General features: G+C 68.1%; 26 protein-coding genes. 11 read left to right on the top strand and 15 right to left on the bottom strand.

What is annotated here, in order from left to right:
• Positions 1-279: 279 nt before the first annotated feature.
• The 7 genes from GQ464_RS08675 to GQ464_RS08705 all read right to left on the bottom strand — a co-directional run bounded on the left by GQ464_RS08675 (position 280) and on the right by GQ464_RS08705 (position 4,760).
• Positions 280-585, bottom strand: coding sequence for a hypothetical protein (locus tag GQ464_RS08675; protein ID WP_166978789.1), 306 nt, complete (start codon positions 583-585; stop codon positions 280-282).
• A 47-nt stretch (positions 586-632) separates the two neighbouring features.
• On the bottom strand, positions 633-848 hold the full coding sequence (locus GQ464_RS08680; protein ID WP_166978791.1) for a hypothetical protein: 216 nt from the start codon (positions 846-848) through the stop codon (positions 633-635).
• The gene (locus GQ464_RS08685) at positions 841-1,377 is read right to left on the bottom strand and encodes a hypothetical protein (protein ID WP_166978793.1); all 537 of its coding nucleotides are present in this window, start codon (positions 1,375-1,377) and stop codon (positions 841-843) included. The genes GQ464_RS08680 and GQ464_RS08685 overlap by 8 nt, the downstream gene beginning before the upstream one ends.
• A 134-nt stretch (positions 1,378-1,511) precedes the next feature.
• Positions 1,512-3,746, bottom strand: coding sequence for a DUF3987 domain-containing protein (locus GQ464_RS08690; protein WP_166978795.1), 2,235 nt, complete (start codon positions 3,744-3,746; stop codon positions 1,512-1,514).
• Positions 3,743-3,937 carry a hypothetical protein gene (locus GQ464_RS08695; RefSeq protein ID WP_166978797.1) on the bottom strand — a complete coding sequence of 65 codons (195 nt, stop codon included), beginning with the start codon at positions 3,935-3,937 and terminating at the stop codon, positions 3,743-3,745. Before GQ464_RS08695 ends, GQ464_RS08690 begins: the two co-directional genes overlap by 4 nt.
• Positions 3,934-4,128 (bottom strand): helix-turn-helix domain-containing protein, encoded by a 195-nt coding sequence (locus tag GQ464_RS08700; protein WP_166978799.1) that lies wholly within the window; start codon positions 4,126-4,128, stop codon positions 3,934-3,936. Before GQ464_RS08700 ends, GQ464_RS08695 begins: the two co-directional genes overlap by 4 nt.
• A gap of 71 nt (positions 4,129-4,199) precedes the next feature.
• Positions 4,200-4,760, bottom strand: a complete 561-nt coding sequence (locus tag GQ464_RS08705; RefSeq protein ID WP_166978801.1) for a hypothetical protein — start codon at positions 4,758-4,760, stop codon at positions 4,200-4,202.
• A 56-nt stretch (positions 4,761-4,816) separates the two neighbouring features.
• Here GQ464_RS08705 and GQ464_RS08710 point away from each other — a divergent pair.
• A protein-coding gene (locus tag GQ464_RS08710; RefSeq protein ID WP_228350172.1) for an IS630 family transposase occupies positions 4,817-5,946 on the top strand; the annotation gives its coding sequence in 2 pieces (ribosomal slippage) (positions 4,817-5,249 and positions 5,249-5,946; 1,131 coding nt in all).
• A gap of 342 nt (positions 5,947-6,288) precedes the next feature.
• Here the strand turns inward: GQ464_RS08710 and GQ464_RS08715 are convergent.
• Positions 6,289-7,470 (bottom strand): tyrosine-type recombinase/integrase, encoded by a 1,182-nt coding sequence (locus tag GQ464_RS08715; RefSeq protein WP_166981581.1) that lies wholly within the window; start codon positions 7,468-7,470, stop codon positions 6,289-6,291.
• A 732-nt stretch (positions 7,471-8,202) separates the two neighbouring features.
• On the opposite strand from GQ464_RS08715, the gene GQ464_RS08720 reads away from it, so the two are divergent.
• Both GQ464_RS08720 and GQ464_RS08725 read left to right on the top strand, forming a co-directional pair.
• Complete coding sequence (locus GQ464_RS08720) at positions 8,203-9,369, top strand: hypothetical protein (protein ID WP_166981578.1); 1,167 nt, start codon at positions 8,203-8,205, stop codon at positions 9,367-9,369.
• Entirely contained in the window at positions 9,366-9,827 is a 462-nt protein-coding gene (locus GQ464_RS08725; RefSeq protein WP_166981575.1) for a 6-pyruvoyl trahydropterin synthase family protein, read from the top strand. The genes GQ464_RS08720 and GQ464_RS08725 overlap by 4 nt, the downstream gene beginning before the upstream one ends.
• Before the next feature lie 22 nt (positions 9,828-9,849).
• Here the strand turns inward: GQ464_RS08725 and GQ464_RS08730 are convergent, their stop codons facing one another.
• The gene (locus GQ464_RS08730; RefSeq protein ID WP_166981572.1) at positions 9,850-11,256 is read right to left on the bottom strand and encodes a Glu/Leu/Phe/Val family dehydrogenase; all 1,407 of its coding nucleotides are present in this window, start codon (positions 11,254-11,256) and stop codon (positions 9,850-9,852) included.
• Positions 11,257-11,359: 103 nt separating this feature from the next.
• Positions 11,360-12,535, bottom strand: coding sequence for a threonine synthase (locus GQ464_RS08735; protein WP_423816182.1), 1,176 nt, complete (start codon positions 12,533-12,535; stop codon positions 11,360-11,362).
• A 283-nt stretch (positions 12,536-12,818) separates the two neighbouring features.
• On the opposite strand from GQ464_RS08735, the gene GQ464_RS08740 reads away from it, so the two are divergent.
• The 7 genes from GQ464_RS08740 (at position 12,819) to GQ464_RS08770 (ending at position 20,149) form a co-directional block, all read left to right on the top strand.
• Positions 12,819-14,225 (top strand): IS4 family transposase, encoded by a 1,407-nt coding sequence (locus tag GQ464_RS08740; protein WP_228350416.1) that lies wholly within the window; start codon positions 12,819-12,821, stop codon positions 14,223-14,225.
• Between the two features lie 160 nt (positions 14,226-14,385).
• Positions 14,386-15,171, top strand: a complete 786-nt coding sequence (locus GQ464_RS08745; RefSeq protein WP_166981829.1) for a transporter — start codon at positions 14,386-14,388, stop codon at positions 15,169-15,171.
• 18 nt (positions 15,172-15,189) lie between these two features.
• On the top strand, positions 15,190-16,059 hold the full coding sequence (locus GQ464_RS08750; RefSeq protein ID WP_279308430.1) for a shikimate dehydrogenase: 870 nt from the start codon (positions 15,190-15,192) through the stop codon (positions 16,057-16,059).
• Between the two features lie 130 nt (positions 16,060-16,189).
• Positions 16,190-17,116, top strand: coding sequence for an HDOD domain-containing protein (locus GQ464_RS08755; RefSeq protein WP_166981826.1), 927 nt, complete (start codon positions 16,190-16,192; stop codon positions 17,114-17,116).
• 146 nt (positions 17,117-17,262) lie between these two features.
• On the top strand, positions 17,263-18,396 hold the full coding sequence (locus GQ464_RS08760) for an aromatic ring-hydroxylating oxygenase subunit alpha (protein ID WP_166981823.1): 1,134 nt from the start codon (positions 17,263-17,265) through the stop codon (positions 18,394-18,396).
• Positions 18,393-19,139 carry a peptidoglycan editing factor PgeF gene (gene pgeF / locus GQ464_RS08765; protein ID WP_228350734.1) on the top strand — a complete coding sequence of 249 codons (747 nt, stop codon included), beginning with the start codon at positions 18,393-18,395 and terminating at the stop codon, positions 19,137-19,139. The genes GQ464_RS08760 and pgeF overlap by 4 nt, the downstream gene beginning before the upstream one ends.
• 95 nt (positions 19,140-19,234) lie before the next feature.
• The gene (locus GQ464_RS08770) at positions 19,235-20,149 is read left to right on the top strand and encodes a transposase (RefSeq protein ID WP_228350528.1); all 915 of its coding nucleotides are present in this window, start codon (positions 19,235-19,237) and stop codon (positions 20,147-20,149) included.
• Positions 20,150-20,158: 9 nt separating this feature from the next.
• Here GQ464_RS08770 and GQ464_RS08775 read toward each other — a convergent pair whose 3' ends face one another.
• A complete protein-coding gene (locus GQ464_RS08775; protein ID WP_228350735.1) occupies positions 20,159-21,814 on the bottom strand; it encodes a T9SS type A sorting domain-containing protein in 1,656 nt (551 codons plus the stop codon).
• A 229-nt stretch (positions 21,815-22,043) separates the two neighbouring features.
• Positions 22,044-22,508, bottom strand: a complete 465-nt coding sequence (locus GQ464_RS08780; RefSeq protein WP_166981904.1) for a hypothetical protein — start codon at positions 22,506-22,508, stop codon at positions 22,044-22,046.
• Positions 22,509-22,584: 76 nt separating this feature from the next.
• Between GQ464_RS08780 and GQ464_RS08785 the strand changes: the two genes are divergently transcribed.
• Positions 22,585-23,991, top strand: a complete 1,407-nt coding sequence (locus GQ464_RS08785) for an IS4 family transposase (RefSeq protein ID WP_228350194.1) — start codon at positions 22,585-22,587, stop codon at positions 23,989-23,991.
• Here GQ464_RS08785 and GQ464_RS08790 read toward each other — a convergent pair.
• From GQ464_RS08790 to GQ464_RS08800, 3 genes are read right to left on the bottom strand one after another with little or no spacing between them, the layout of a single operon-like run.
• Entirely contained in the window at positions 23,979-24,233 is a 255-nt protein-coding gene (locus GQ464_RS08790) for a hypothetical protein (RefSeq protein ID WP_228350736.1), read from the bottom strand. The genes GQ464_RS08785 and GQ464_RS08790 overlap by 13 nt on opposite strands.
• Complete coding sequence (locus tag GQ464_RS08795) at positions 24,224-24,631, bottom strand: nuclear transport factor 2 family protein (protein WP_166976737.1); 408 nt, start codon at positions 24,629-24,631, stop codon at positions 24,224-24,226. Before GQ464_RS08795 ends, GQ464_RS08790 begins: the two co-directional genes overlap by 10 nt.
• Before the next feature lie 34 nt (positions 24,632-24,665).
• Entirely contained in the window at positions 24,666-25,094 is a 429-nt protein-coding gene (locus GQ464_RS08800; protein ID WP_166976736.1) for a DoxX family protein, read from the bottom strand.
• Positions 25,095-25,139 lie beyond the last annotated feature (45 nt).

Genomic DNA, 25,139 nt, shown 5'->3' on the forward strand with positions numbered 1-25,139 from the left:
CGTGGGCCGCACAGCGGCACACGGGCACCGTCACGAAGTCGTAGCGGGTGAAGGGTCGGTGCTTGCCGCGTGTGTGCCCCCCGTGGCCGGCGCATAGCTGCTCCGGGTGCCCCCACATGGCCCAGGCGCGGCATTGCTCCCCGGCCCGCGGGTGGCCCTCCGGGTACACGTGGCGGCAACGTCGCAGGTTTTGTGCTCGTCGTGAGTAGGCCATTTTTGCGCTCCCGCTGGCTCCATTAATCCCAGAAATCCCGGCCACGCTGTGTGAAATTAGTCGCGTTATCCGCTCCCGACCCACGCCTTGAAGTCGGCCAGTCGCATTACCACCAGGTCCTCGTCGTGCCGTCGCCCCCGCTCGTGCAGGACGGCGACGGGTAGTTGATCCTCCCGTGCGGCGGCCTCGGCCTGGCGCATGGCATCCTCGATCCAGGCGGGCAGGCGGCTCCGGTGCTTGATCTCGATACTCAGCCAGGCGTGCGCCACGTCGGGCGCGTCGCCACGGGCGCGGCCGGTGACGGGCACGCGGCGGCCATTCAGGCGGGCGGCCACGGCGCGTTCGGTGCGTTTCCACGATTTTTCAGGCATTTCGAGTTGCTCCGGCCTAAGTGTAACAACTTGCACCAACTTGCGCGTCAGTTTCTCGACAGTCCCCCCTCCAGGGTGATGTCCGGGTCACAGCGGCAGCGCCCGCCCCGCAGGGCAGGGCAGCCGTGGTCATGGCGGACCACCACGTCCCAGAGTCCCGGGCCAACGAGCAGTTCGCCGCGCCGGATCATCTCGAGCATCTTGCGGACGTAGGGCGGCACAGGGCCACCCCGCTTGTGCTTCGAGCGGTGTCGCTCAAACATCGGACTCCTCCGTTTGCAGGTAGCGGCGGCTCAGGGCCTCCATCGTCTCCCGGCCGTAAGCCCGGTGCAGCTCGCGCACCAGGTCGAAGGCCACGTCCAGACTCTGCCCACGGTCGGCCTCCCGCAGGACCTCCGCGATGCTGTGGTAAAACTCGACGGGCTCCTCGACACGCCCCCAGCCCTCCAGGTCGAACGGCCGGCGCGGCAGGTAGACGCTGGCGTACCAGAACCAGGCGCACAGGAAGCCCTCCTCCAGGTTGCCGCCGAAGGCGTCGTCGAAGTAGGAGAGCGGCTCGATGCAGGCCCGCCAGCGCTCGGGGTCCGCACCCTCCGGCACGGCGTCCGCCATGAAGGTCAGGATGCGGTCCAGCAGCAGGCGGTCCCGGAGCAGGTCGCGGTGTCGTCGCAGGGCCGCCAGCACGTCGGGCGGCAGGCGGTCGGCCGGGTCGTAGTAGACGCGGCCGCCCGGCGTGGCCCAGAGCCGCACGCCCCGCCGTCGAGCCTCGTCAAGGGCCTGTGTCAGTTCCATGTCACACCTCCCGATCAGGGTTAGGACACCGTGTCCGCAATGTCCTTAATGTCCTTAATGTCCTTAACGCACATATCTTGCACATACAATGTAAACGTTTACGGACGTTACGGACATTACGGACACGGCGGACATCACAGCGCGGCGGGCCGCTCGTGGCGCTCGTAGACGCCCCGGCGTGGCGAGTGCAGGAGCCCCTCGGCCTCCAGGCGCTCCAGCCACCGGCGGGCCGTCCGGTCGGTGACACCGGCGGCCACGGCGGCAGCCTCGTAGTCGCTCGTCTCGAACGTCTCGGGCAGCGTCTCCAGCACGGCCAGGGCCCGGCGGACTACGTCGTCCGCCTCCAGCGTCTCACGCAGGGCGCGGCTCGCCAGCGCCAGCGTCTGGCGGGCGTAGCTCAGCCCCAGCGTCAGGGCCGCCTCGAACGCCTCCGGCGCCGCCTCGATGCGGTCGGCCCGGTCCAGGCGGACGCCCCGCGCCGGCGCCTCGATGCAGGTCAGCACGGCGGCGATCCGTACCGTGCTCAGGGCGGCGCGTTTGACGACGGCGGCCAGCGCGTCGGGAGCCTGTCCGCGGGCGGCGGCCTCGACGACGCGGCCGTGCAGGTCCTCGAAGGCGTCGTCCAGCTTGTCCCACATATCCGGCGTCAGGTCGAGCCGGAGCGGCATGTCCCGCGTCCTCAGGGCCTCCCATACCTCGGTGAGACACCCCCGCAGGGCCTCCAGGGCGGCCCGCAGGCGCTCGTCGCCCGGCCGCGGACGCTGCGACACCCAGCGCGGCGGATCGTGGATCGTGGCGATCAGGAAACGGGAGTACAGGCCGTTCTCGACGCCCCCCTCGATCAGGCGATCCAGCTGTGCGGGCGTGCCGGCCAGGGCCAGGCTCAGCACCACGCGCTCGCAGACGATCAGGCCACCGGATCGCGTCTCCCGGCGGTGCGGCTCGTGGTGGAACCCTTTGCGGAGCAGGTGCGAGAACGCCCCCCACTCCTGGCGCAGGGCGGCCGTCAGGGAGTCGGCCTCGCTGGAGAAGAGCAGCACCCCGTCCGGGTTGTCGGCCAGGGCCCGCGTCAGGGCGGCCTCGCTCGTGCTCTCGCTGGCGACGACGTACTGCATGGGCGGCTCGGGCGGCGGGTCTTCGCCCGTCTCCGACGCCTCCCGGCGGCGGCGCTCCCAGTCGGCGCGGGCCTCCTCGCTCGCCCGGCGCAGGCGCTCGTCGATGTCGTCGAGCAGGCGGGCGGCCAGCGTGGCACCGCCCTTGCCCGCCCCGGCCGGGCCGACGACCAGGGTCATCAGGGCGGGCGTATGCTCCCGCCCTCCGTAGAGGATCGAGACGCGGCCCAGGGCGGCCGATGCGACGGCCAGGGCGGCCGTCAGGAAGGCGGCTCGCTCGCCCTCGGTCCGCAGGTCGTCCAGGGCGGCCCGCAGCGGCGGCGGCAGCAGGTGCCGCACGTCGGGCAGGACCTCGGGAGATCGCGGCTCCTGCGGGCGCTCAGGCGGCTCAGGCGGCGTCTCGGGCGGCAGGCAGGCGGCCACGTCGTCAGGGCGCGGCAGGTTTTTGACGACCTCGGCCAGGATCGCGGAGACGGTCGTCTCAGGCTCGTAGCGGACCACAGAGCGGGCGATACGGATCACCTCCTCCTCGTCGAGCGGCGGGCGGCAGGCGCGGGCGTTGATCCCCAGCAGGGCGGCCTCGATGGCCTCCTGCCCCAGCCCCTGGCGTCGCAGGGCGCCCGCGTGCGCGGCCAATGTGGCGTTACGCCGCCCCGCCGGGATCGTCTCGTCCTCGCTCCCGGCCGCGGGCGTCGTACGCTCGGGCCGGCGGCGGGCGGCTCCCAGGCGCTCCAGCAGCGCCGGCGGGCAGGCGGGCGGCGGCTCACCGGGACGCGGGCGGACGATCCACCGGTATGCTCCCTGCTCGGTCCGGCTCGGCGCGGCCACGACGTAGGCCCTCCCCATACCTCGCAGGTCGAGCCCCGGCAGGGCCCCGGCGCGGGTCGGCAGGTGCAGGTCCTCCGGGACGCTGGCGACGATGTGGCAGCCGCCCCGCGGCGTCTGCTGGCGCGGTGCGTGGCGCAGGGCCGGGTACTCACCCAGTAGCTCGGTGGCCAGGCGCGGCTCGTCGAGATCGAGCACCAGGATGCCCGGCGGCGGCAGCACGGCCACGTTGGCGTTCGGGCGATCCTGCCACCACCGCCGGATCGTCTCCGGGTCGGTCGTGGCGTCTCGCAGCCCGTGCGGCACCAGCGGCCCCAGGGGCGCTTTGCCGCCCGGCTCGCAGGGCAGGACGGGCCAGCCCAGGCGCTCCGCGTAGGCCAGGGCGGCGCGGCCCAGGGCGGGCACGGCGCCGTTGGTGTGCGTCGTGCTCATGCCGGCACCCTCCCCGCCGTCAGCCGGCGGCGCTTGATCTCACGGGCGAGGATGCGGGCCACGTAGGCGCGGGCGCGGGCCAGGTCCTCGGCCGTCAGCGGCTCAAACCGGCATCTGGACGCGTCACGCGTCCATCGGCGGCGCTCCGGCGGCAGCATGGGCGGCACCGCCGGGTAGATGCGGGCGCTCATCGCTCCACCTCCGCGCCGTGCTCGATCAGGCGCTCGATGTCGCTGGCGCGGAAGCGCACGGCGCGGCCGATGTGGACGGCCTCGATCACGCCCCGGCGGCGCAGCTGGTGGAGCGTCGTCCTCCCGATGCGGAGGATGTCGAGGACCTCACGGACCGTGAGGAGCCGGTCCGAAGCGTTGGGCTTTTTCATCGCAGCAGCGGTTTGGTTCGCGGTTTCGCGTCAAAAACCGCTGCTGGGCATCTCCGTTTTTCTGAAAAACGTTATCCGGATTTTTGGGAGAAGCAGCGCTCCACTTCACGGAGCAGGTCTTCAGACAGAGTCCGGCGTGAGTAGTAGGCACCGATGCGGCGGAAGATTTCGGACAGGCGCGACTCCAGCCCGCTTCTCGACAGCGCCAGCGCCTCGGCCGCTGTAGTCAGGGCCCCTTCCATCCCCGTCTCATTTCCAGCCCCCGCTATGGCCTCACGTACGGCCCGCAACGTCTTGATCACCTCTTCCTCAGACAGCGAGGGGCGCCCCGGGCGCAGCATCTCAATGGGCGGCTGTCCGCTGGGCCAGACCAGTTCCCTAACGGCGCGGTTCGCCTTCACATAGTAGCGGACGGTAAAGCCGGCAAAACCTGCCATTAAAAGGGTTCTCCGGATCGGCCCCACCAACTCCTCGGGTATGGCACCATCGCACGAAAACGGAAGGGGAGTCCCTATATCCAGATCCAACGACAACACCGCCCGAGCCGTCGGCAGCGTGTCATACTTTCCGCAAGCGAGTTTTAGGTGTAGGTCCTTAAAGATTTCAAAAGCTAGTGCTGCGTCAAGGATCATCTGCCGGGTAGGATAGTAGCTTCAACAGTCGCTCACTCCTGAAGCCACTTCCTGCCATGGCCAAAAAATACTGCGTCACGCTCAATGACAGTGAACGCCAGCACCTCGATGACCTCATTGAGCGGCGTTCAAAAGGTGTCCCGCCGGTCAAACGAGCCTTCATGCTGCTCAAAGCAGACCAGAGCCAGGGCGCACCGGCCTGGACCGATGAACGCATCGCCGAAAGCTACAACGTCAGTGTCCGAACCGTCGAGCGCTTACGTCGGCGCTTCGTCGAAGAAGGCTTCGAGGTGGCTCTCTACGGCAAAAAACGCGAACCGGTTAAAGAGAAGATCTTCGACGGGCAGGTCGAGGCTCATCTGGTGGCCCTGCGCTGTTCAGAGCCGCCGGAAGGCTTTGCCCGGTGGTCGCTCCGCCTTCTGGCTGACCGTATGATCGAACTCGGTTACGTCGAATCGATCTCGCATGAGAGCGTGCGGCAGTTGCTTAAAAAAACGAACTCAAGCCCTGGCGCGTTAAGTCGTGGGTAATTCCTCAGGCCGATGCCGCCTTCGTCTGCCAGATGGAGCAAGTGCTCGATGTCTACGCCCGGCCCTACGACCCGCTCCGACCGGTTGTGTGCCTCGACGAAGCGCGCAAGCAACTCATCAGCGAGGTGCGACAGCCCTTCACGCGTGCCGACGGGGTGCGGCACGTGGATTACGAGTACAAACGCGAAGGGACCCGCACGCTCTATATGCTCTGCGAGCCCCTGGGCGGCTTCCGGAAGGTGCTCGTCAAGGAGCGTCAGGACCGTTTGACCTGGGCTCGTGTGGTGGCCCACCTCGTCGAAGACCTCTATCCAGACGCCGAGACGATCACGCTGGTTCAGGACAACCTCTCCGCGCACACCGCCTCGGCGCTCTACGAGGTCTTCGACGCCGAGCGCGCCCGGCGCATCGTGCGCAAGTTGGAGATAGTCTCGACGCCGGTGCATGGTTCGTGGTTGAACATGGCCGAGATCGAGCTTTCGGTGCTGGTTCGTCAGGGTCTCTGTCGCCGCATCGGCAATGCATCGCAGTTAGAGGGCGAGATCGCCGCCTGGTACGAGGCGCGCAACGCAAAGCAGCGGGGTGTAGACTGGCAGTTCACGACGGCGGATGCGCGGGTGAAGTTGAAGCGGCTATACCCGTCAATTATAACTTGACACAGCACTAGTTCTAGCTGAAAGACCACTTGTTCCTCCAATTGTCGAACCAGTTCCGAGACTGAGGCAAGACCGGCGCGGGCCTGTTGCTGCACAACCTCGTCCATTTGGCCGTAGCCGTCGAGTTCTACCGTCGCTCCCCAGCGGAAGGGCTCTTGCATGATGATATGCGCTTCCCCTCGGTTTATGTGCACCCCCCAGAGGAAGGGTGCTTCTCCCCGCTGCCCCACAGTTCCTTCGGGCGAGTCCGGGCCAAGCCACAGCACGCCCTCGCGCAGAGACAGAAAGCTCAGTATGCGGCATTCCGCCACCGCTAAAGAAAAAGGAAGTGCATCCATAATCTCACATCCCCCTGAAAGCCGCCTCGATGCGGCGGCGGCGGGCGTCGTCCCAACTCCCGACGTAGCGTTGCAGCGTGTCCAGGTCGGCGTGCGTCAATCCCAGCAGGGCCCCGGTGCCGGCCTCGTGAACCACCGTGGTGATGAAGCTTCTCCGGCCGCTGTGCAGACTCAGCACCTGCCACTTCGGCCGCGTCTCGCCGCCGGGCAGGCGGACGGGCGCCTCGATCCCGGCAAGGCGGGCCACCTCCTTCAGGTACCGGTTGGCCCGCTGCTCACTGATGCGCGGCACGGGCGTGCGGGCGCCCGCCTCCCGGCGCTCCCGTAGCATCCGCCGGGCGGGCGACACCAGCGGCCAGCGGTGAAAGACGTTGGTTTTGTGCTCCCGCAGCAGCCAGACGCCTTCCTCCAGGTCGATCGTCCCCCACGCCGGAGGCTTCATGCCCTCCTTCAGGTCTGAGACGCGAAGGCCGGTGTAGCAGGCCAGCAGCAGCAGGAAGCGGGCCCGCTCGTAACCCTCGGGCAGGTCCGACAGGTCGGCGCCCTCGATCGCCTTGATCTCGTGCGGCGTCAGGAACACAGCGTCGCGGCGGCTCTCCGGCAGCGGCGCAACCTCCGGGACCTCCGGGATCAGCCCGCGCCCGTGCAGCCACTTGAGGAAGTTTTTCGTGTAACTCACGTGGCGGTTGGCCGTCGCGTGCGACAGGCCCGCGTGCTGTGCGAGAAAGGCTTGATAGCGTTCGAGGAAGGCGCGATCCACCACGGCCACGGTGGCCCCACGCGGCAGGAACGCCTCCAGGTGAAGGCGGATGCGCCGCAGCACCTCCAGGCTCGACGGGCGGACGCGGACGGCCTTCACCTCCAGCCACTCCTCGAACAGCCCCATCAGGTCGTGCGTCGCCCCTTGAAGGCCCAGGTCCTCCCGGATCGCGCCGGCCACGTCGTCGAGCGGCAGGCCGTCGAGCAGCAGGGCCTCGGCCCGGTGCTGGATGCGTTCGAGCCGGGCGTTGACCTCGACGGCACCGGGAGCCGATGCGCGAAGGCGCCCCCGGCGCTTGTTCCAGTCCCGCGGCGCCACACGCAAGGGCAGGTTGATCCACTTCTGCTGTCGCCCCCGCAGCAGGGCCAGACGTACGGTGCAGCGGCCGTCAGGGCCGGGCCGGTCCAGGTAGTATTTCGCAGCCATCGCAAGGCCTCCGCAAGTATTCCGCAAGGTTTTTCCAGACTTTGACGCACAACGACGCACAGGGTTGCACAAAGAAATCGGCTCTAACGCCCTCAAAAACTGTGTTTTGTCGTCCGTCGTTGTTTGCCCTTGTTTGCCGGGTTCGAGAGCCTCCCTCTCCGCATACAGAGCCGGGCCTTCGGTCCGGCTTTTTTGTTTTGAGACGATTTCTCGATGTTCCGTCTCGCCGGGACGAACATCCGGATCGACCCGAACGTGGCGAGCCTCCGCCACGCGGCGGTGCACAGCATCCTCTGGCTGCTCGACCGGCTCGTGGAAGAAGCTGTCATCCCGCCTGCAAGGGCGGCCGGCGGCGATCCGGGCATGACACAGCGTCGTCACGCCACAGGCCGATCTTTCTCTCACTGGTACCGGTCCCCCGCCGGCGAATCCTGGCGAGGTGCGCATCGTAGGAGATCCAGTTCAGGAAGTCATACGAAAAGCACGTTTCATACCGTTTCAAGATGAGGCCGCGTGTCCGGCCGCATCGTGCGGACCGCGCGGTAAGGTTTCGTCCGATCGTGTGCCTGGCTGGTGGCGTTAGGGCTTTACCGCGCCCCACAGGGCCCCGGGCGAACGGAACCGGTATGAAGGACTCGTGGGGCTGTCGTTTCGCGCGAGCGGGTGCCCGGCGACGTCCTGCGCCCCGCGCGCAGGACCTTTCTCGGCACATTTCAGGGAGAGAAACCCACCATGCGAAACCTCTGGCGTGAATACGGGCTGATCGTGGCCCTCATCGTGGTCGCCATGGCAGCCTACCTCGTCTACAACCAGCACCGCGAGCGGCTGTTGGCCTCCTCGCTGGATCTGATCGGCTCCCGGCTGGTGGCGATGGTCGAGGGAAGTGAAAACCACCGGGGCACGGTCGCCCGCCTGTTCGACCAGTTCAAGAAGCAGGTCCTGCAACGGGAGGTGACCCCGGTGCAGGTCGAATACGTGGCGGCCAACGTGCTCAACCTCAGCAGCAGCGGCGCGAAGCTGACACCGGAAGAAGTGCGGCTCGTGCTGGAGCCGGCCCTGGCCTCCGTGCCCGATGCCGTGCCGGCCACACCGCCGGCAGCCCCCGCCCCCTCGACACCGTCGCCCGCCCCCTCCATGGCCGACGTGGGCCGCCGCATCGGGGAGGTGCTGGCTTTCGAGACGCGGCTGCGCAGCCTGCTCTCGGAGGACCCGGCGCTGCACGAGAAGCTGGCCGGGCATATCCAGTTCCACTTCGACGGGGGCCTGCGGGTCGTCATCGATGAGGACGTGCCGGCCAGGCTCACCCGGGCCGAGCGGGAACGCTTCCTGGCCGCCGTGCGTGCGCTCGAAGAAGGCAGGCGGGTGCGATGGGAGAAACACCTCGCCGACGCCCTACAGGCACAGCGGGCACGCACCGAGGCGGAGCGCCTGGTCATGGAAGGCCTGCACAAGAAGCTGATGCACCGCGCCGGGCCGTCCCCCGGAACATCCGCGGCCGTAGCAACACCGGGCGGCGTGCAACCCCACGCTACCGCATCCCCCCAGACCGCCCGGCACGGTGAAGTACGACTCCGCAACGCCTCGATGACCGGCACGCTCGCCCTCATGACCACCCTGAAACGCCTGGAAGCCCTGGGCTACCTTCCTCCCGCGCAGCGCGACTCGGTCCACCAGGCCGTGCAACAAGCCCTCCAGCCGGTGTTGGCCTTCGCGGACAGCCTCGCAACCGGACTGGCACACGGGCAGGATCCGGCCCGGCTCGAGGAAACGCTCCGGAACTATGAAGACCACCTCGAACGGTACTTCGAAGCCTACGAAGCGAAGATGAACGCCCACCAGCGGCTCGATTCCCTGCCCCCCCGCCCCCCGGAACCACCGCCCCTTCCCCAGCAGCCATGAAAGTCGCCAAGCAGTTTCGCTGGGAAGGCGCCCACCGCCTGCCCTGGCACGAAGGACTTTGCCGGAACCTCCACGGCCACTCCTACCGCCTGACCGTCGAACTCGACGGCGAACCGGACACCCGCGGCATGCTGGTCGACTTCCAGGCGCTCAAGCAGATGATGGCCCCCCTCATCGACGCGTGGGACCACGCCATCCTGGTGGCCGAAACGGACGACGAGCTCCACGACGTGGTGCGCCGTACGGGCTGGAAACATGCCCTGCTGCCCTTCGACACGACCGCCGAGAACCTGTGCCGCTACGTGGCCGATCACCTCTGCACGGCCCACGGCCCGTACCTGAGGGAACGCGGCGTGCACACCGTGCGCGTTCGCCTGGCCGAGACCGAGACGTGCTATGCCGAGGCGGAGCGACACGTCCCGGTCGTGGTACCGCAACCCCGGATCACCCACGTCTGAGCTGCCGAAAGCGGTTCCGATCTCAAGGGAAAATACCCATCTCCAGGTACGAGACGGCCACCTTGTTGATGGCGTTGATGAACGCGGCCGTGCGCAGGTCCACGTCGTGCCGTCGAGCGATCTCGCGGATCTCGTTGTAGGCCTCGATCATCGTCTCCTCCAGCCCCGAATTGACCAGGTCCTCTTCGGAGGCCCCGTGGGCGATCCGGGCAACGGTCTCCGGCGAGAACTTCTTCCCCGTCGCCTCCTCGACGGCCCGCAAGAGCTGCTGGTGCATGCTCTCCTCGAAGCGGCGGCTCATCCGCCCGAAGCGCACGTGCGAGAGGTTGCGCAGCCACTCGAAATAAGACACCGTCACGCCGCCGGCGTTCAGGTACACATCGGGGATGATGAAGACGCCGCGTTCGAGCAGGATCGTGTCGGCATCGGCGGTGACCGGACCGTTGGCCGCCTCCGCAATGATCTTCGCCTGGATGTTCCGGGCGTTCTCGCGGGTGATCTGCCCTTCGAGAGCGGCCGGGATCAGGATGTCGCACGGCAGTTCGAGGGCATCGGCGCTGCGCGGGAGATTTTCCGCGCCGGGATAGTCGAGGATCGAGCCGGTTTCCCTGCGGTGGGCCATCACGGCGTCGACGTCGAGGCCGCCGGGGTTGTAGATGGCTCCCTCGTACTCGGCCAGGCCGACGAGGACGGCGCCCCCTTCCTGCACGAATTTGGCCGCGTGATACCCCACATTGCCCAGCCCCTGCACCACGATCTTCTTGCCTTCGAGGCCGGGTTCGAGGCCCAGCGCCTCCATGTCCCCGGCGAAGCGGCACGCCTCGCGGATGCCGAAGAAGACCCCCCGCCCGGTGGCCTCGGTGCGTCCCCGGATGCCGCCCTGCCCGACGGGCTTGCCCGTCACGCAGGCCAGCGCGTCGAGTTTGTCGTTGGCGATGGTGTTGTACGTGTCCAGGATCCAGGCCATCTCGCGCGGTCCCGTGCCATAATCCGGCGCCGGCACGTCCACGCCCGGACCGATGAAGTTCTTCCGGATCAGCTCGTAGGTGTAACGGCGCGTCACCCGCTCGATCTCGGCCTCAGAGTACTGGCGCCGGTCGATCATGACACCGCCTTTCGCCCCCCCGAACGGCACGTTGACGATCGCGCATTTGTAGGTCATCAGCGCCGCCAGCGCCATCACCTCGTCTTCGTTGACCGAAGGCGCATACCGGATCCCGCCCTTGACCGGCAGCTTGTGGTGGCTGTGCTCGGCACGATACGCCTGGATCGTCTCGATCGAGCCGTCGTCCCGCTTCAACGGAAAGGTCATGTGGTAGACGCTGTTGCAGACTTTGATCTGCTTCAACAGGCCGGGCGGATGCGGGGTGTGGGCCGCCGCCTTGTCGAACATCCGGTCTACCTGTTCCAGAAAACTCTCGTGGACCATGGGGATGCTCCTCCGGGATAATTCAAGGACATCGGTGTGCGCCGGGGCACGTGCCGGAGCGAAGAATACATACCGCCTGCCTCCTTTACAAGCACGGGCAACGTCAGGACGCCATCGCCTGCACCTCCGGCCGGTACTTGTCGAGCGAGGCCGTGTTGAAGACGACGACCCGGTTGCCGGGCCCGATGACGCCCTCCGCAACCAGGGGTTCGAGAGCCGCCAGGCACGCGGCGCCTTCCGGGCAGATGCGCCATCCTTTCGCCCGCACCACCGTGCGCAGGGCAGCCAGCAGGTCCTCCTCGGCCACGGCGACGGCCGCGCCGCCGCTCTGCCGGAGGATCTCGAGCACGCGGAAGTGCCCCACGCTGCCGGCCACGTTGAGCCCCGTGGCGACGGTCCGGCCCGGCTCCACCGGGGTCACGTCGGCCGCGCCGGCCCGAAAGGCCGCCACGACGGGCGCGGTACCGGCACTCTGCACCGCCACGATGCGGGGCCGCCGCGCGTCGATCAGCCCCAGCGCTTCCAGCTCGTCGAACGCCTTCCACATGCCCAGGATGCCCGTGCCGCCGCCCGTGGGGTAGACGATCACGTCCGGCAGCGACCACGTCGTCTCGCCCGGCGGCGGCTCGGCCAGTTCGAGCCCCATCGTCTTCTTCCCCTCGATGCGCCAGCCCGGCTCCCGGAACGTGGCGACGTTGAAGAACCCCCGGGGCAGGTATTGCTCCTGCACGCGTACCCCGGCCTCCCGGATGGTGCCCGGCACCGTCTCGAGGTGCACGTTCGGGTGCCGCCGGGCCAGGGCGGCGACCCGTTCCCGGATCGGCGGGTCGGTGTCCCCGGGCAGCACGACGGCCACCTCCAGCCCTGCCGCCACGCCGTAGGCGGCCAGCGCATCGCCGGCGTTGCCCTGCGTGGGCACCACGAGCTTCCGTAATCTCAGCCGCCGGGCCATCGAGACGACCATCGCCATGCCGCGGTCCTTGAAGCTGCGGGTCGGGTTGTGGCCCGGGGCGCCCTCGTCCTTGACCTGCAGCCGGAAGCCCACCTGCCGGGCCAGCGGGTGGTCGTCCCAGTCATAGACCGGCGTGCCGCCCTCCCCGAGGGCGACGATGTGCCGGGCGTCGTCCGGGTCCGCCACGTCGAGGGGAAGCAGCGCCCCGAAGCGCCACAGGTCGCGCCGCTCCGGCCGCAGCCATGCCGTGCCGGGCTGCTCGGCCCGCAGCCGCTCCAGGTCGAGCACGACCTCGACGGGCCGCCCGTCCTCCGGGCAGAGGTTCATGATCGTATCCGGGGGATAGGTCCGGCCCGAGCCCAGGCCGCGCAAACAGCGCACGTAGCCCATGCGAGGTCCCTGTCGTGTGACGAAAAAGCGCGGCCATGTTACGCCGGGGCCGCCCCGCATGCAAGGCCGGCGTGTCTTGAACAGCGTAGGACTTTTTTGGCCTTCAAAGCCCCTCCCCATGCGAAGGCTTACCTTTACCCACAAGTGCCGTGAGATTAGCAGAAGGATGCTGATCAAATAACCTTTTACCCCATCGAAGCCATTGAAGAGGAGCCCCCCGATGGATACGGAAGCAATCCCAGACCTCCCTGAGGTCGATGAACTCTCCACCTGGCTTGTGCATGAATTGCACGACATGGCGCTGGGCGACAAGCGCCTGGACCGGCGACTGCTCGACACCGGCGCCAAACTGGCGGCCAGGCCTTCGGTGTCGATCAATCAGGCCTGTGCGGATTGGGCCGACACCAAGGCCGCCTACCGGCTCTTCGACAATGCCAAAACGACCGCCGAGAAGATCCGGGCGCCCCATTATCGCCGTACGCGGGAGCGGGCCCAGGGGCACAAACGGCTCTTTGCCATTCAGGATACGACCTACCTGAACTATACCCATCATCCCAGTACAAAGGGGCTCGGACCCATCGGCACCGCGCAGCAGAACCTGTCCGGCATAGTCATGCACACCAGCCTGCTCATGACCGAGCAGGGCCTTCCGCTCGGATTGGCCGGTCAGGCCATCTGGGTGCGCCCCCCCACGATGCACCAGCGCACCGCAGACGAACGACGCAAGCTGCCCATCGAAGAGAAGGAAAGTTCCAAGTGGCTCCAGGCCCTGCAACAGACCCAGGCCGTCGTTCCCCCCGAGGCCCAGCTCATCACCATCGGCGACAGCGAGTCCGACCTTTTTGAGCTTTTTCACCAGGCCCGCACCCTGGAGACCGACCTGCTGGTGCGAGCCGCCCAGAACCGCTCCGTCTGTGCACCCGAAGTGGGGCGGCTCTGGGAGGTGATGGGCCGGCAAGCGGCGTGCGGGCAGTTGCAGGTGCTCGTCCCCGCCCGCAAAGGGAAGCCGAAACGCCAGGCCTCGGTCACGGTGCGCTTTGCGCCTGTGAGCTTGAAAGCCCCTCGGCACCTGCGCAAAAAGATGGGCGATATGCCGCTCTATGCGGTGCTGGTGCAAGAGGAGGCCCCGCCCGCGGAGGACCCGCCTTTGTGCTGGCTTCTTTTGAGCACGGTGCCGGTGCATCGTTTTGCCGACGCCGTGGAGCGGATCCGGTGGTACGGCCTGCGCTGGCAGATTGAGGTCTATCACAAGGTGCTCAAATCGGGATGCCGTGTGGAAAAAGCCCAGTTGGCCAGCGTGGAGCGTCTGATGCCCTATCTGGCCCTGTTCAGCATCATAGCCTGGCGTCTTTTCTGGATGACCCTGGTGGCCCGTCATGCGCCTGATGTGCCCTGCACGCTGGTGCTGGCCGAGCATGAGTGGCGGGCTCTGTATGCCTTCCACCACAAGACGCAGCAGGTGCCTGCCCGGCCGCCCACGGTGGGCCAGGTGGTCCTGTGGATCGCCCGGCTGGGCGGCTTTCTGGCTCGCAAAAGCGATGGGCCTCCGGGTGTCACTGTGCTCTGGCGCGGCTGGCAACGTCTCACCGATATCGCCTCCGCCTGGCTCGTCTTTCACCCCTCCTGATTTGTGGGTAAAGGTAAGATGCGAAGGGGAGGTGTCGCGAAGCGACGGCGGGGTAGTCCCGCCACCGCACGGATCTCACCTGAGTACGTCCTATTGAAAACCAGACCGTGCAAGCGTATTCTTTCCGCCGTCCTGCCCCACTCACGCTCCACGCCGCCGCATGTCACATCGCTCGCTCCGGTTCGCGTTGTTCCTGCCGGCCTTCATGCTCCCGGCCCTGTCTTCGTTTGCCCAGGAGGCCCCGCTCTCGACCGACCGCCCTGGCTTCGGCGACGGCTCGGCGGTGATGGCGCCGGGCCGCATCCAGATCGAGGGCGGGTACGGCTACTCGGAAGACGGCCCGGTCGTTTTCCATGCCCTCGGGCAGGCGCTCGTGCGCATCGGCGTGCTGCCGCGTGTCGAGCTGCGCCTGGGCCTCAACTCGTTCCTGATCTGGGACGCGGCCGACCGGTCGCGCTCGGGCTTCGAGGACAGCATGATCGGGGCAAAGGTGGGCCTGCTCGAAGGCGACGGCGTGCCGCTGGGCCGACCGAGCCTGACGCTGATCGTGCTGACGAGCCTTCCCACGGGCGACGACCGCCTGAGCGCCGATGCCCTCCAGCCCGAGGCCAAGCTCGCCGCCGACTGGCCGCTGACGGACGTGCTCGGCCTCTCCGCCAACGCCGGCGTCGCCAGCGTTGCCAACGGCGCGGACAGCCGCGAGGCCCAGTACACCCTGACGCTCCCGCTCGGCGCCGGCCTGCCCTCCGTACCCGGCCTGGGCGTCTACGCCGGCTACCGCCTGCAGGCCCTCCCCGGCCTGGACACGAGCCGGCACGACCTGGAGGGCGGCGCCACCTACCTCCTCGACCCGAACACCCAGCTCGACGTCAACTTCGGTGCGGGCGTGCACCCTGCCGGCAACGACACCTTCTTCGTGGGCCTGGGCGTGGCCCGTCGTCTCTGAAGGGTAGTACGCTCCCACATGATGCCGGACGCTCACACCCGCCTCGTCTTCCTGCTCGGCGATCCCGTCGAGCATTCCCTCTCGCCCCGGATGCACAACGCGGCGTTCCGTCACCAGGGATTGAACTGGGTGTACCTGGCCGCCCGCGTGCCGGCCGACGCCCTGCCGGAGGCCGTGCGGGGCCTGCGGGCGCTGGGCGCGGCCGGGGCCAACGTGACGCTGCCCCACAAGCAGGCCGTCGTGCCCCTGATGGACACGCTCTCGCCCGCAGCCGAGGCCGTCGGCGCCGTCAACACCATCGTCGTCCGCCCCGGCGACGACGGCCGCCCCCGGCTCCACGGCGACAACACCGACGTGGCGGGCTTCCTGGCCCCCCTCGAGCCACGGGCAGCCGACCTGTCGGGACAGCCCATGACCGTCCTCGGAGCCGGCGGAGCTGCCCGCGCCGTCGTCTATGCCCTGCTGCGGGCGTTCCGCCCCGCCCGGCTGACCGTCGTGGCCCGCTCCCCCGAACGCGCCCGGCCCTGGCTCGACGCCTTCGCCCGCCACGACCCGGACGCCTCCCTCACCCTGGCGTCCCCGCAGGCGGCCCGCGACGCCGTGCGCGCGAGCCGGCTGGTCGTCAATGCCACCCCGGCCGGCATGCACCCGCACGTCGACCAGACCCCCTGGCCCTACCCTGACGACTTCACCGAGCAACACCTCGTCTACGATCTCATCTACACCCCGGAGCGGACGCGCCTGCTCCGCGAGGCCGCCGCCCGCGGCGCCGCCACCCTGGGCGGGCTCGACATGCTCATCGGCCAGGCCGCCGCCGCCTACCGGCAATGGACCGGCCAGCCGATGCCGCTCGACGTGGTGCGGGCCGCACTCCGAACCGGAAGCTGAACCGTCACCGCACCGGGCACTTCAGTTTACCCCCTTTCCGGCCGATACCTTTTCCCACCCCGGGCGCCGTCCGGCCTTCCGGAATGGATACGACCTGATGATCACGGTTTAACACAGGACCACCTGCCCCATGGAAGTCGCCGCAAGAACCTCATCGCCCCAGTCACTGGGTTCGCTGGAGCTGCAATGCCCCCCGTTGCCCCACACACTGCTCGAAGCCCTGGAGTTGATGCACCAGCCGGAAGGCCTGCAGATGGACCGGGTGATCCGGATGGTGGAAAATGATCCGGGCGTGACGACGCGCGTGCTGAAGGTGGTCAACTCGGCCTATTACGGGCAACGCGGCCAGATCACCAGCGCCCGGCGGGCCGTGCTGGTCCTCGGCTCGGTGTCCGTCACGGGCCTCGTCATGAGCATGGGGCTGCACGAGATGCGTCACGACCTCGACGCCAGCACAGCCGGGCCGTTCCTGCACCTCGTGCGACACAGCATCGCCACCGCCTTCCTGGCCCGGCACATGCTCGCCCACGAGGAAGGACCGGACGTCTCGCTCAAAGACCGGCCCGGCGACGCCTACACGGCCGGCCTCCTGCACGACTTCGGCAAGCTGATCCTCCTCTACAACCACCCCGCCGAGGCGGCCCATCTGTACCTCGAAGCCCAGAAGGGAAAAATCTGCGCGTCGAACGTCCTCGCAAAGGAACGTGAGCGCTTTGGGTACGACCACGTGGAAACGGGGGTTTACCTGACCCGCCGGATGAAATTCCCCGCGGTGTTGACGGCGGCCATCGCCTGGCATCACAGCGACGAGGTCGCCGGCGACCTCGACCCGGAGACGCGGCACCTGGTCTACCTCGTGCAGGCCGCCAACCGGGCCGCCGCGGCGCTCGGCTTCTCCAGCAACTGCCCGGTCCCCTGCGAGCAATGTGCCGCCGACCCGATCTGGTCCCGCCTGGTCGAGGAGCGCGTCGTGGCCCACCCCGACGTGGAGACGCTCCAGGCCGACCTGCAGGCCGTCCAGCCCGCCCTGACGGAGTACATCGACCTGATCACCTGAGGCGGGATGCGTCGTGCCTCGTGGCAACGCGCCACCGGCACGACGATTCCAGCGGCTAACCCCCGCTCCTTCGACGGAACAGACTCGGACCGGCGCTTCTTCGTATCTTGGCGCCATCGTCCTCCCCCAGCCTGTTCCGTCCGCCGATGACCGTCTCCGTTCCGCCTGGCCTGACGGCCCGCGACCTGCACGTCGAGCCGCTCGAACGCGCCGAGACCATCCCGGCCCGCTGGTACACCGCCCCGGCCTTCCACGCCTTCGACCGCGAGGCCGTTCTGGCCCGGCGCTGGCAGTATGCCGGGCACGTGAGCCGCCTGCCCGATCCCGGCACCTACCTCTGCGCCGACGTAGCGGGGCGGCCGGTCGTCATCGTCCGCGACCGCGAGGGCACGCTCCGCGCCTTCTACAACGTGTGCCGCCACCGGGGCGGCCCGCTGGCCATGGACGCCTGCGGGCACCTCCACAAGGGCGTCCTCCAGTGCCAGTACCACGGCTGGACCTACCGCCTCGACGGCTCCCTCCGCGGCGTCCCCCGCTTCGACCGCACCGACCTGTTCGACAAACGCGACTACGGCCTCGTGCCCGTTGCCCTGGCCGAATGGGACGGCCTCCTCTTCGTCCATCTTGCCGCTGATCCGCAACCGCCCATCGAGGAGGTCATCGCCGGGATCGGCGCGCGCATCGCCCCGCAACGCCTGGCGACGAAGACGTTCTACCGCCGCGACGTCTACGACGTCGCCTGCAACTGGAAGGTGTACGTGGACAACTACCTGGAGGGGTATCACATCCCGCTCGTCCACCCCGAACTGTGCCAGGTGCTCGACTACCGGGCCTACGTCACCGAGACGGCCCGGTACCATTCGCTCCAGTACAGCCCCATCCGCGACGGCGAACAGCAGTATGGCGCCGCCGAGGGCGACGCCTACTACTATTTCCTCTTCCCTAACATGATGCTCAACATCCTGCCGGGCCGGCTGCAGGTGAACCTCGTCGAGCCGCTGGCCCCCGACCGCTGCCGGGTAATCTTCGACTATTACTACGACGACGTCGCCTCGCCCGAAGCCCGGCGGGCTATCGAGCGCGACCTGGCCTTCAGCGACCGGGTGCAGCAGGAGGACATCGCCATCTGCGAGCACGTGCAGCGCGGGCTGGCGTCCGGCGCCTACGACCGGGGCCGTTTCTCCGCCGAATGTGAGGAAGGGGTCTACCACTTCCAGACGCTCCTGAAGGAAGCGTACGCGGAGGCCCTGGCGAACACGCCGGCGGAGGCGGGCCCATGACGGCGCCGGTGCTCCTTCGCCCCGCCCTCTTCGACGGCGTGCCCGGCCTGGCAGCCGCCTTCACCACGCGCCACGGCGGCGTGAGCGCCCCGCCCTACGCCTCGCTCAACCTGGGCCTGAGCACCGACGACGACCCGGCGCACGTGCACGAGAACCGCCGGCGGGTAGCCGCGGCGCTGGGGTTCGCCCCGGAGGCCCTCGCCCTGGCCGGGCAGGTACACGGCGCGGCGGTGCGCGTGGTGACGACGCCGGGCCTCTACCCCGGCTTCGACGGGCTGGTGACGGCCACGCCGGGGCTGCTGCTGGGCATCACCGCCGCCGACTGCGCGGCCGTCCTCCTGGCCGACCCCGACGCGGGCGTGGTGGGGGCCTGCCATGCCGGCTGGCGCGGCGCCGTGGCCGGGGTGGTGCCGGCCACACTCGACGCCCTGCGCACCCTCGGCGCCCGCCCCGAACGCATCCGGGCCTACATCGGCCCCTGCATCTCCGCACGGCACTTCGAGGTGGGCCCCGAGGTGGCCGCCCGGTTCGACGCGGCGTTCGTCCTCCGCACGCCGGGGCAAAAGCCGCACGTGGATCTGAAAGCGGCGGTGGAAGCGCAGCTCCGGCAGGGCGGCGTCCCCGCGCAGGCCATCGAGGTGTCGCCGCGCTGCACCTATGCCGAAACGCACACCTTCTTTTCCCACCGGGCCGAGCGTGGCCGTACCGGCCGGATGATGGGCCTGATCGGACTCCGGGCGTGAGAACCTGTCAATGCGAATTAAGAGTTGACACCATGGTGTCCTGAGCGTTTAGAAGGAGATGACCCCTCACCTCCAACCAAACGCCCGAGGACCCCATGGACTGGCAATATACGCTCATTCATCTGTTCCTCCACGTCTGTGAGCAGTATCAGCGCCGCCTCTGCGTCGTTGCCCAGCGCCTGAGCAACAACCACGCGCCGGCCTTCTCCGATGAAGAAGTCCTCACCGTCTACCTCTTCGGGCTCATGCAGCAGCGCCGCACGCTGACCGACATCTACGCCTACACCCGCGACCACCTGATGGCCTTCTTCCCCAAACTGCCCTCCTACGTCGCCTTCGTGCAGCGCCTCAACCGGCTGGCCGATGCCTTCCCCCTGCTGGTCGAAGCAGCCCTGGAGGCATGTCCGCGCCAGTCCTCTGGTGAGCGACCTGCAGAGCGCTCTGGTGAACCAACCGATTACATCATCGACTCTTTTCCGGTCGTGATGGCCCAGCAGAAGCGCTCGGCCTGGGCCAGGGTCGCTCCGCACATCGCCGGCAAAGGCTTCTGCGCCTCGAAGAACCTGTATTTCTACGGCGTCAAGGTACATGTCGTCGCACGGCGGCGTCCCGGCACGATGCCGCTGCCGCTCTACATCGGACTGGCTCCCGGCCCGGCCAATGACCTGACCGTGGCCCGACAGATCCTACCGCGCCTGCACGAGGGGCGTCTCTTTGCCGATAAGATCTACGCCGACCGTGAGCTAGGCGAGCGCCTGGCAGCCGAGCAGAACCTGCACCTGTGCACGCCGGTGAAGAAGCGCAAGGGGCAGACCGATGTGCTGCTGACCGAGAAGGTGTACTCGCGGCGGGTCAGTCAGCGCCGGCAGCCGATCGAGTCGCTGTTCAATTGGATCGAGCAGAAGACGGGCATCGAGGTGGCCTCGAAGGTGCGTTCGTTCGAGGGCCTCTTGGTGCACGTCTTCGGGCGGCTAGCCGCGGCGATGTGGATCCTCGCGTTCTACCCTTAATTCGCATTGTCACCTGACCAGCATCATCGTGCGCGTCTGTACCTCGCGCCCGGCTTCGAGGCGGTAGACGTAGAGCCCGCCGGGTAGCCCGCCGGCGGCAAAGGTGACGGTCCGGCGGCCGGCCGGCTGCAGGCCGTCGACGAGGAGGGCCACCTGGCGGCCCAGCACGTCGTAGACGGCCAGCCGCACGGGACGGGCCTCGGCTAGCGTGAAGACGATCTGCGTGGACGGGTTGAAAGGATTCGGGTAGTTGCCTTCGAGCCGGATCGCCGAGGGCACGTCCGCCGGTTCGTCCTCCGTGGCGACGGCCACCTTCTCCGTCGCGTCGGCGCCTTCCTCGAAGGCCCCGGCATCGCAGGCGCCGTCCCACCGGGTGTAGCCGCGCTGGTCGACGGCGAGCGTGTCGCCGGAGGCCAGGAGGCAGGTGCCGGCATCGAGGGCGGGGCTGCCCGCAAGGAGGGCGTGCACGGGCGTGGGACCGCCGTGATCGGCCAGCGGGCCGAGGACGGCCGTGAAGACCGAGGCGGGATCGACGAGCGTGTCGGTCGCGCCGGCCGGGCAGCCGGTGCCTTCGGCGAAGACGTTGAAGCCGTCCGAGGCGGCGAGGCCATCGCAGTCGGCCGTCGCGTCGTTATCCACGGCGGTGTTGCCGGCCACGAGGCTGCCGCGCACGCGGGTGCTCGCCGAGCGGGTGGCGGCCAGCCCGCCGCTCCGGGCCGCGGGGCCGTCCCAGGCCGCCCGCACGGTGTTCCCGGCCAGCGTGGTTGCCTCGACAAGCGCCTCGCCTGCGTTGAAGAGGCCGCCGCCGGCACCGCCCTCGAAGCAGGCCAGCGCATTGCCGCTGAGGGTGCTGTTGCGCACGATGAGCGTACCCGCGTTGTAGAGGCCTGCCCCGTAGCAGGCATCCTGCACGTCCGAAGCCGTGTTGGCGGCCACCGTGCTGCGCTCGAGCACGAGCATGCCCTCGTTCCAGATGCCGCCGCCGCGCCCCCCTTCGATGAGGAAGCCCGCCGCCGCGTTGCGCTCGACCAGGCTCTCGACCAGGTGCAGCGTCCCGCCGTTCCAGATGCCGCCGCCCCGGGGCTCGGCCTCGTAGTCGGAGGCGACGGACGCTACGTTGTCGCGGACGATGACGCGCGCCAGCGTGAGCGTGCCCGCGTTCCAGACGCCGCCGCCCTGCCGGTTGTCCGTGAACAGGTCGCCGCCGTCCTGCAGGGTCATGTCTTCCACCCGGGCCGTGACCCCGGCCTCGACGCGGAGGACGTGCGCGTGGGGGCTGCCGGCATGCTTGTAGGCCACCCGCACCCCGGCCCGCAGCAGCGCCACCGCCGGCGGGATGCGCTCGATGCGCGTCTCGGAAGGCCCGTCCGAGGCGTCGGCGTCGAGGACCGTCACGTCCGCCCCGGCCCCGCGCAGCGTCACGTCGGTGCGGATCGTCAGATCGCCCTCGTAGAACGTCCCGGCGCCGACCTCGATCACGTCCCCGGCTTCGGCCACGGCCAGCGCCCGGCCCACGCTCGCACACGGCGCCGCCGCATCGAGACATGCGTTGCCGGCATCGTCGCCCCCGAGCGCCACATGGCGGGTCTGCTGTCCCAGGACCTGCTGGCCGGTCCCGCACATCATCATGCACCCCAGAAAAAGTATCAGATGCCGGCGCTTCATCCTGCCGCCTCTCCTTTGGTCGTGGCCTTTCCCTGCCGGGTCGTTCCCGGAACCCGCTATCCTCGCCGTCTCAGTTTCGAACCATGCCGGCTCCCAGAGAGGACGGCGGGTCCCGGAACGATACGCCGGGCAGCGGCCGGGGACGTTTTTCCCCGGGCCCGCCCGTGAGACAACGACCGTGCCGATCCGGAAGGCGCGGGCCCGTATTCGGACGGAGACGACCGCCGTTTCAGGAGATCCGCCGGGACCGGGGCCTCCGGTGGGCGTCGGCCCAGTAGGCCCAGCCCACGAAGAGCCACTGGAGATGACCGGCCCAGGCGATGGCCTCGACCTGCTCGGGCGGCGGGCCAAACAGGTTGGCTGCGTGGATGAGCAGCAGCGCGGCGATCAGGGCCGGGGCGGCATAGCGCCCGGTGCGATCTGCCGGGGCGGTGCGGGTCAGGTAGAGCCAGGCCCCGGCCCCGAAGAGCGCCAGTTCCAGCGGGATTGCCAGAGCCGGCACGTTCCACCCTCCGAACCCCACCAGCGGGCCACCGGGCCAGAGCGGCAGATCGGGGCGGTGCACCAGCAGGTCGAGCACCCAGTGGCTCACCACCGCCAGCGCAAGGACGAGCGCCCCCCGCCGGTCCTTCCGTATCCACAGGTAGACACCGCCCAGGAGCACCCCCCAGCCGAGCCTTACCTTTACCCACAAGTGCCGTGAGATTAGCAGAAGGATGCTGATCAAATAACCTTTTACCCCATCGAAGCCATTGAAGAGGAGCCCCCCGATGGATACGGAAGCAATCCCAGACCTCCCTGAGGTCGATGAACTCTCCACCTGGCTTGTGCATGAATTGCACGACATGGCGCTGGGCGACAAGCGCCTGGACCGGCGACTGCTCGACACCGGCGCCAAACTGGCGGCCAGGCCTTCGGTGTCGATCAATCAGGCCTGTGCGGATTGGGCCGACACCAAGGCCGCCTACCGGCTCTTCGACAATGCCAAAACGACCGCCGAGAAGATCCGGGCGCCCCATTATCGCCGTACGCGGGAGCGGGCCCAGGGGCACAAACGGCTCTTTGCCATTCAGGATACGACCTACCTGAACTATACCCATCATCCCAGTACAAAGGGGCTCGGACCCATCGGCACCGCGCAGCAGAACCTGTCCGGCATAGTCATGCACACCAGCCTGCTCATGACCGAGCAGGGCCTTCCGCTCGGATTGGCCGGTCAGGCCATCTGGGTGCGCCCCCCCACGATGCACCAGCGCACCGCAGACGAACGACGCAAGCTGCCCATCGAAGAGAAGGAAAGTTCCAAGTGGCTCCAGGCCCTGCAACAGACCCAGGCCGTCGTTCCCCCCGAGGCCCAGCTCATCACCATCGGCGACAGCGAGTCCGACCTTTTTGAGCTTTTTCACCAGGCCCGCACCCTGGAGACCGACCTGCTGGTGCGAGCCGCCCAGAACCGCTCCGTCTGTGCACCCGAAGTGGGGCGGCTCTGGGAGGTGATGGGCCGGCAAGCGGCGTGCGGGCAGTTGCAGGTGCTCGTCCCCGCCCGCAAAGGGAAGCCGAAACGCCAGGCCTCGGTCACGGTGCGCTTTGCGCCTGTGAGCTTGAAAGCCCCTCGGCACCTGCGCAAAAAGATGGGCGATATGCCGCTCTATGCGGTGCTGGTGCAAGAGGAGGCCCCGCCCGCGGAGGACCCGCCTTTGTGCTGGCTTCTTTTGAGCACGGTGCCGGTGCATCGTTTTGCCGACGCCGTGGAGCGGATCCGGTGGTACGGCCTGCGCTGGCAGATTGAGGTCTATCACAAGGTGCTCAAATCGGGATGCCGTGTGGAAAAAGCCCCGTTGGCCGGCGTGGAGCGTCTGATGCCCTATCTGGCCCTGTTCAGCATCATAGCCTGGCGTCTTTTCTGGATGACCCTGGTGGCCCGTCATGCGCCTGATGTGCCCTGCACGCTGGTGCTGGCCGAGCATGAGTGGCGGGCTCTGTATGCCTTCCACCACAAGACGCAGCAGGTGCCTGCCCGGCCGCCCACGGTGGGCCAGGTGGTCCTGTGGATCGCCCGGCTGGGCGGCTTTCTGGCTCGCAAAAGCGATGGGCCTCCGGGTGTCACTGTGCTCTGGCGCGGCTGGCAACGTCTCACCGATATCGCCTCCGCCTGGCTCGTCTTTCACCCCTCCTGATTTGTGGGTAAAGGTAAGCAGCCGAGCACGGCGAGCAGGCTGTGCGTGTACGGATACGCCACGAAGTCGAGCGGCGTCATCCGGGTGATGCCGGGCGCGATCTCCACGCGCTCCAGCCCCAGCAACAGCAACGTGGGCCAGAGGAGATCGATGAACTGCGCCGCCAGAAACAGCGTGCCCAGGGAAGGGCGCGGCGCGGCGGCCTTCGCCCCCATCCCCACGCCGAAATGACCTACGAACATGCGTCCACGGGTTTAGATACAGCAGGAGACGTCTCGTGGCGGTGCCACCACTCGCGGAAGGTCCGGCATTGCCCGGCCTCGTTCATCTCCACCGCCAGGATACCGTCGAGCTGCACACGCGCGTTGCCGGGTACGCGGAGGAAGGAAGCCTGCCAGTGCGCCAGGCCCCGTGCCCCCGAGACGCCCAGAACAAGGTATGAAAAGTTGATCTCTCGCTGGGTCCGAACCGCCTCCTCCCAGTACGCCCGGATCGCTTCCCGCCCCTGCACCGGCGTGGCGAACGGGGTTTCGTAGTAGCATGCATCCGGGGAGAAAAGGGCTGCGGCGGCGTCCGGATCGCGGGCTTCCCAGGCGAGCCCGTAGGCCCGGCACCAGCGGCTGAAGCTCTCTCTCGTCATGGTCCGGCCTCGTACGATCGTTGCGGGAAATCGACTACGAACGCGGAGACGGCTGCAAGAGCGCGCTCCCTTCGGCCTTTCCGGCGCCATACGCCGGTTCGTCCTCCAGCGAAACCTTGAGCAACCCGCCCATAATGGCCAGATTTTTCAACACCTGGATCAACTGCATCTCCCCCTGAACGGGATCGTTCAGCCCGCTCACGTGAAAGAGCAGCGTGGCCGGCACCAGGAAGAGGATCAGCCCCAGCGCGGCCCAGCGCGCTTTTACGGCAAAGAGCAGGCAGGCACCCCCCACGATCTCCGTGGTGATGGCCCCCAGCGCCAGCAACCCGGGAAAAGGCAATCCCATTCCCGCGAGCGTGGCGACCGTGCTGCCGAAACCGAAAAGCTTCATGGTCCCGGTCACCAGGAAAATCAGTGCCAGCAACAGGCGAGCCAGCGTGTTGATCCGTTCCTTGTTCATGGTTCTCATGTCCCTCCTGATGATGTTCGAAGATGATCGGATTCT

The organism is Rhodocaloribacter litoris, assembly GCF_011682235.2.
Taxonomy (GTDB): domain Bacteria; phylum Bacteroidota; class Rhodothermia; order Rhodothermales; family ISCAR-4553; genus Rhodocaloribacter; species Rhodocaloribacter litoris.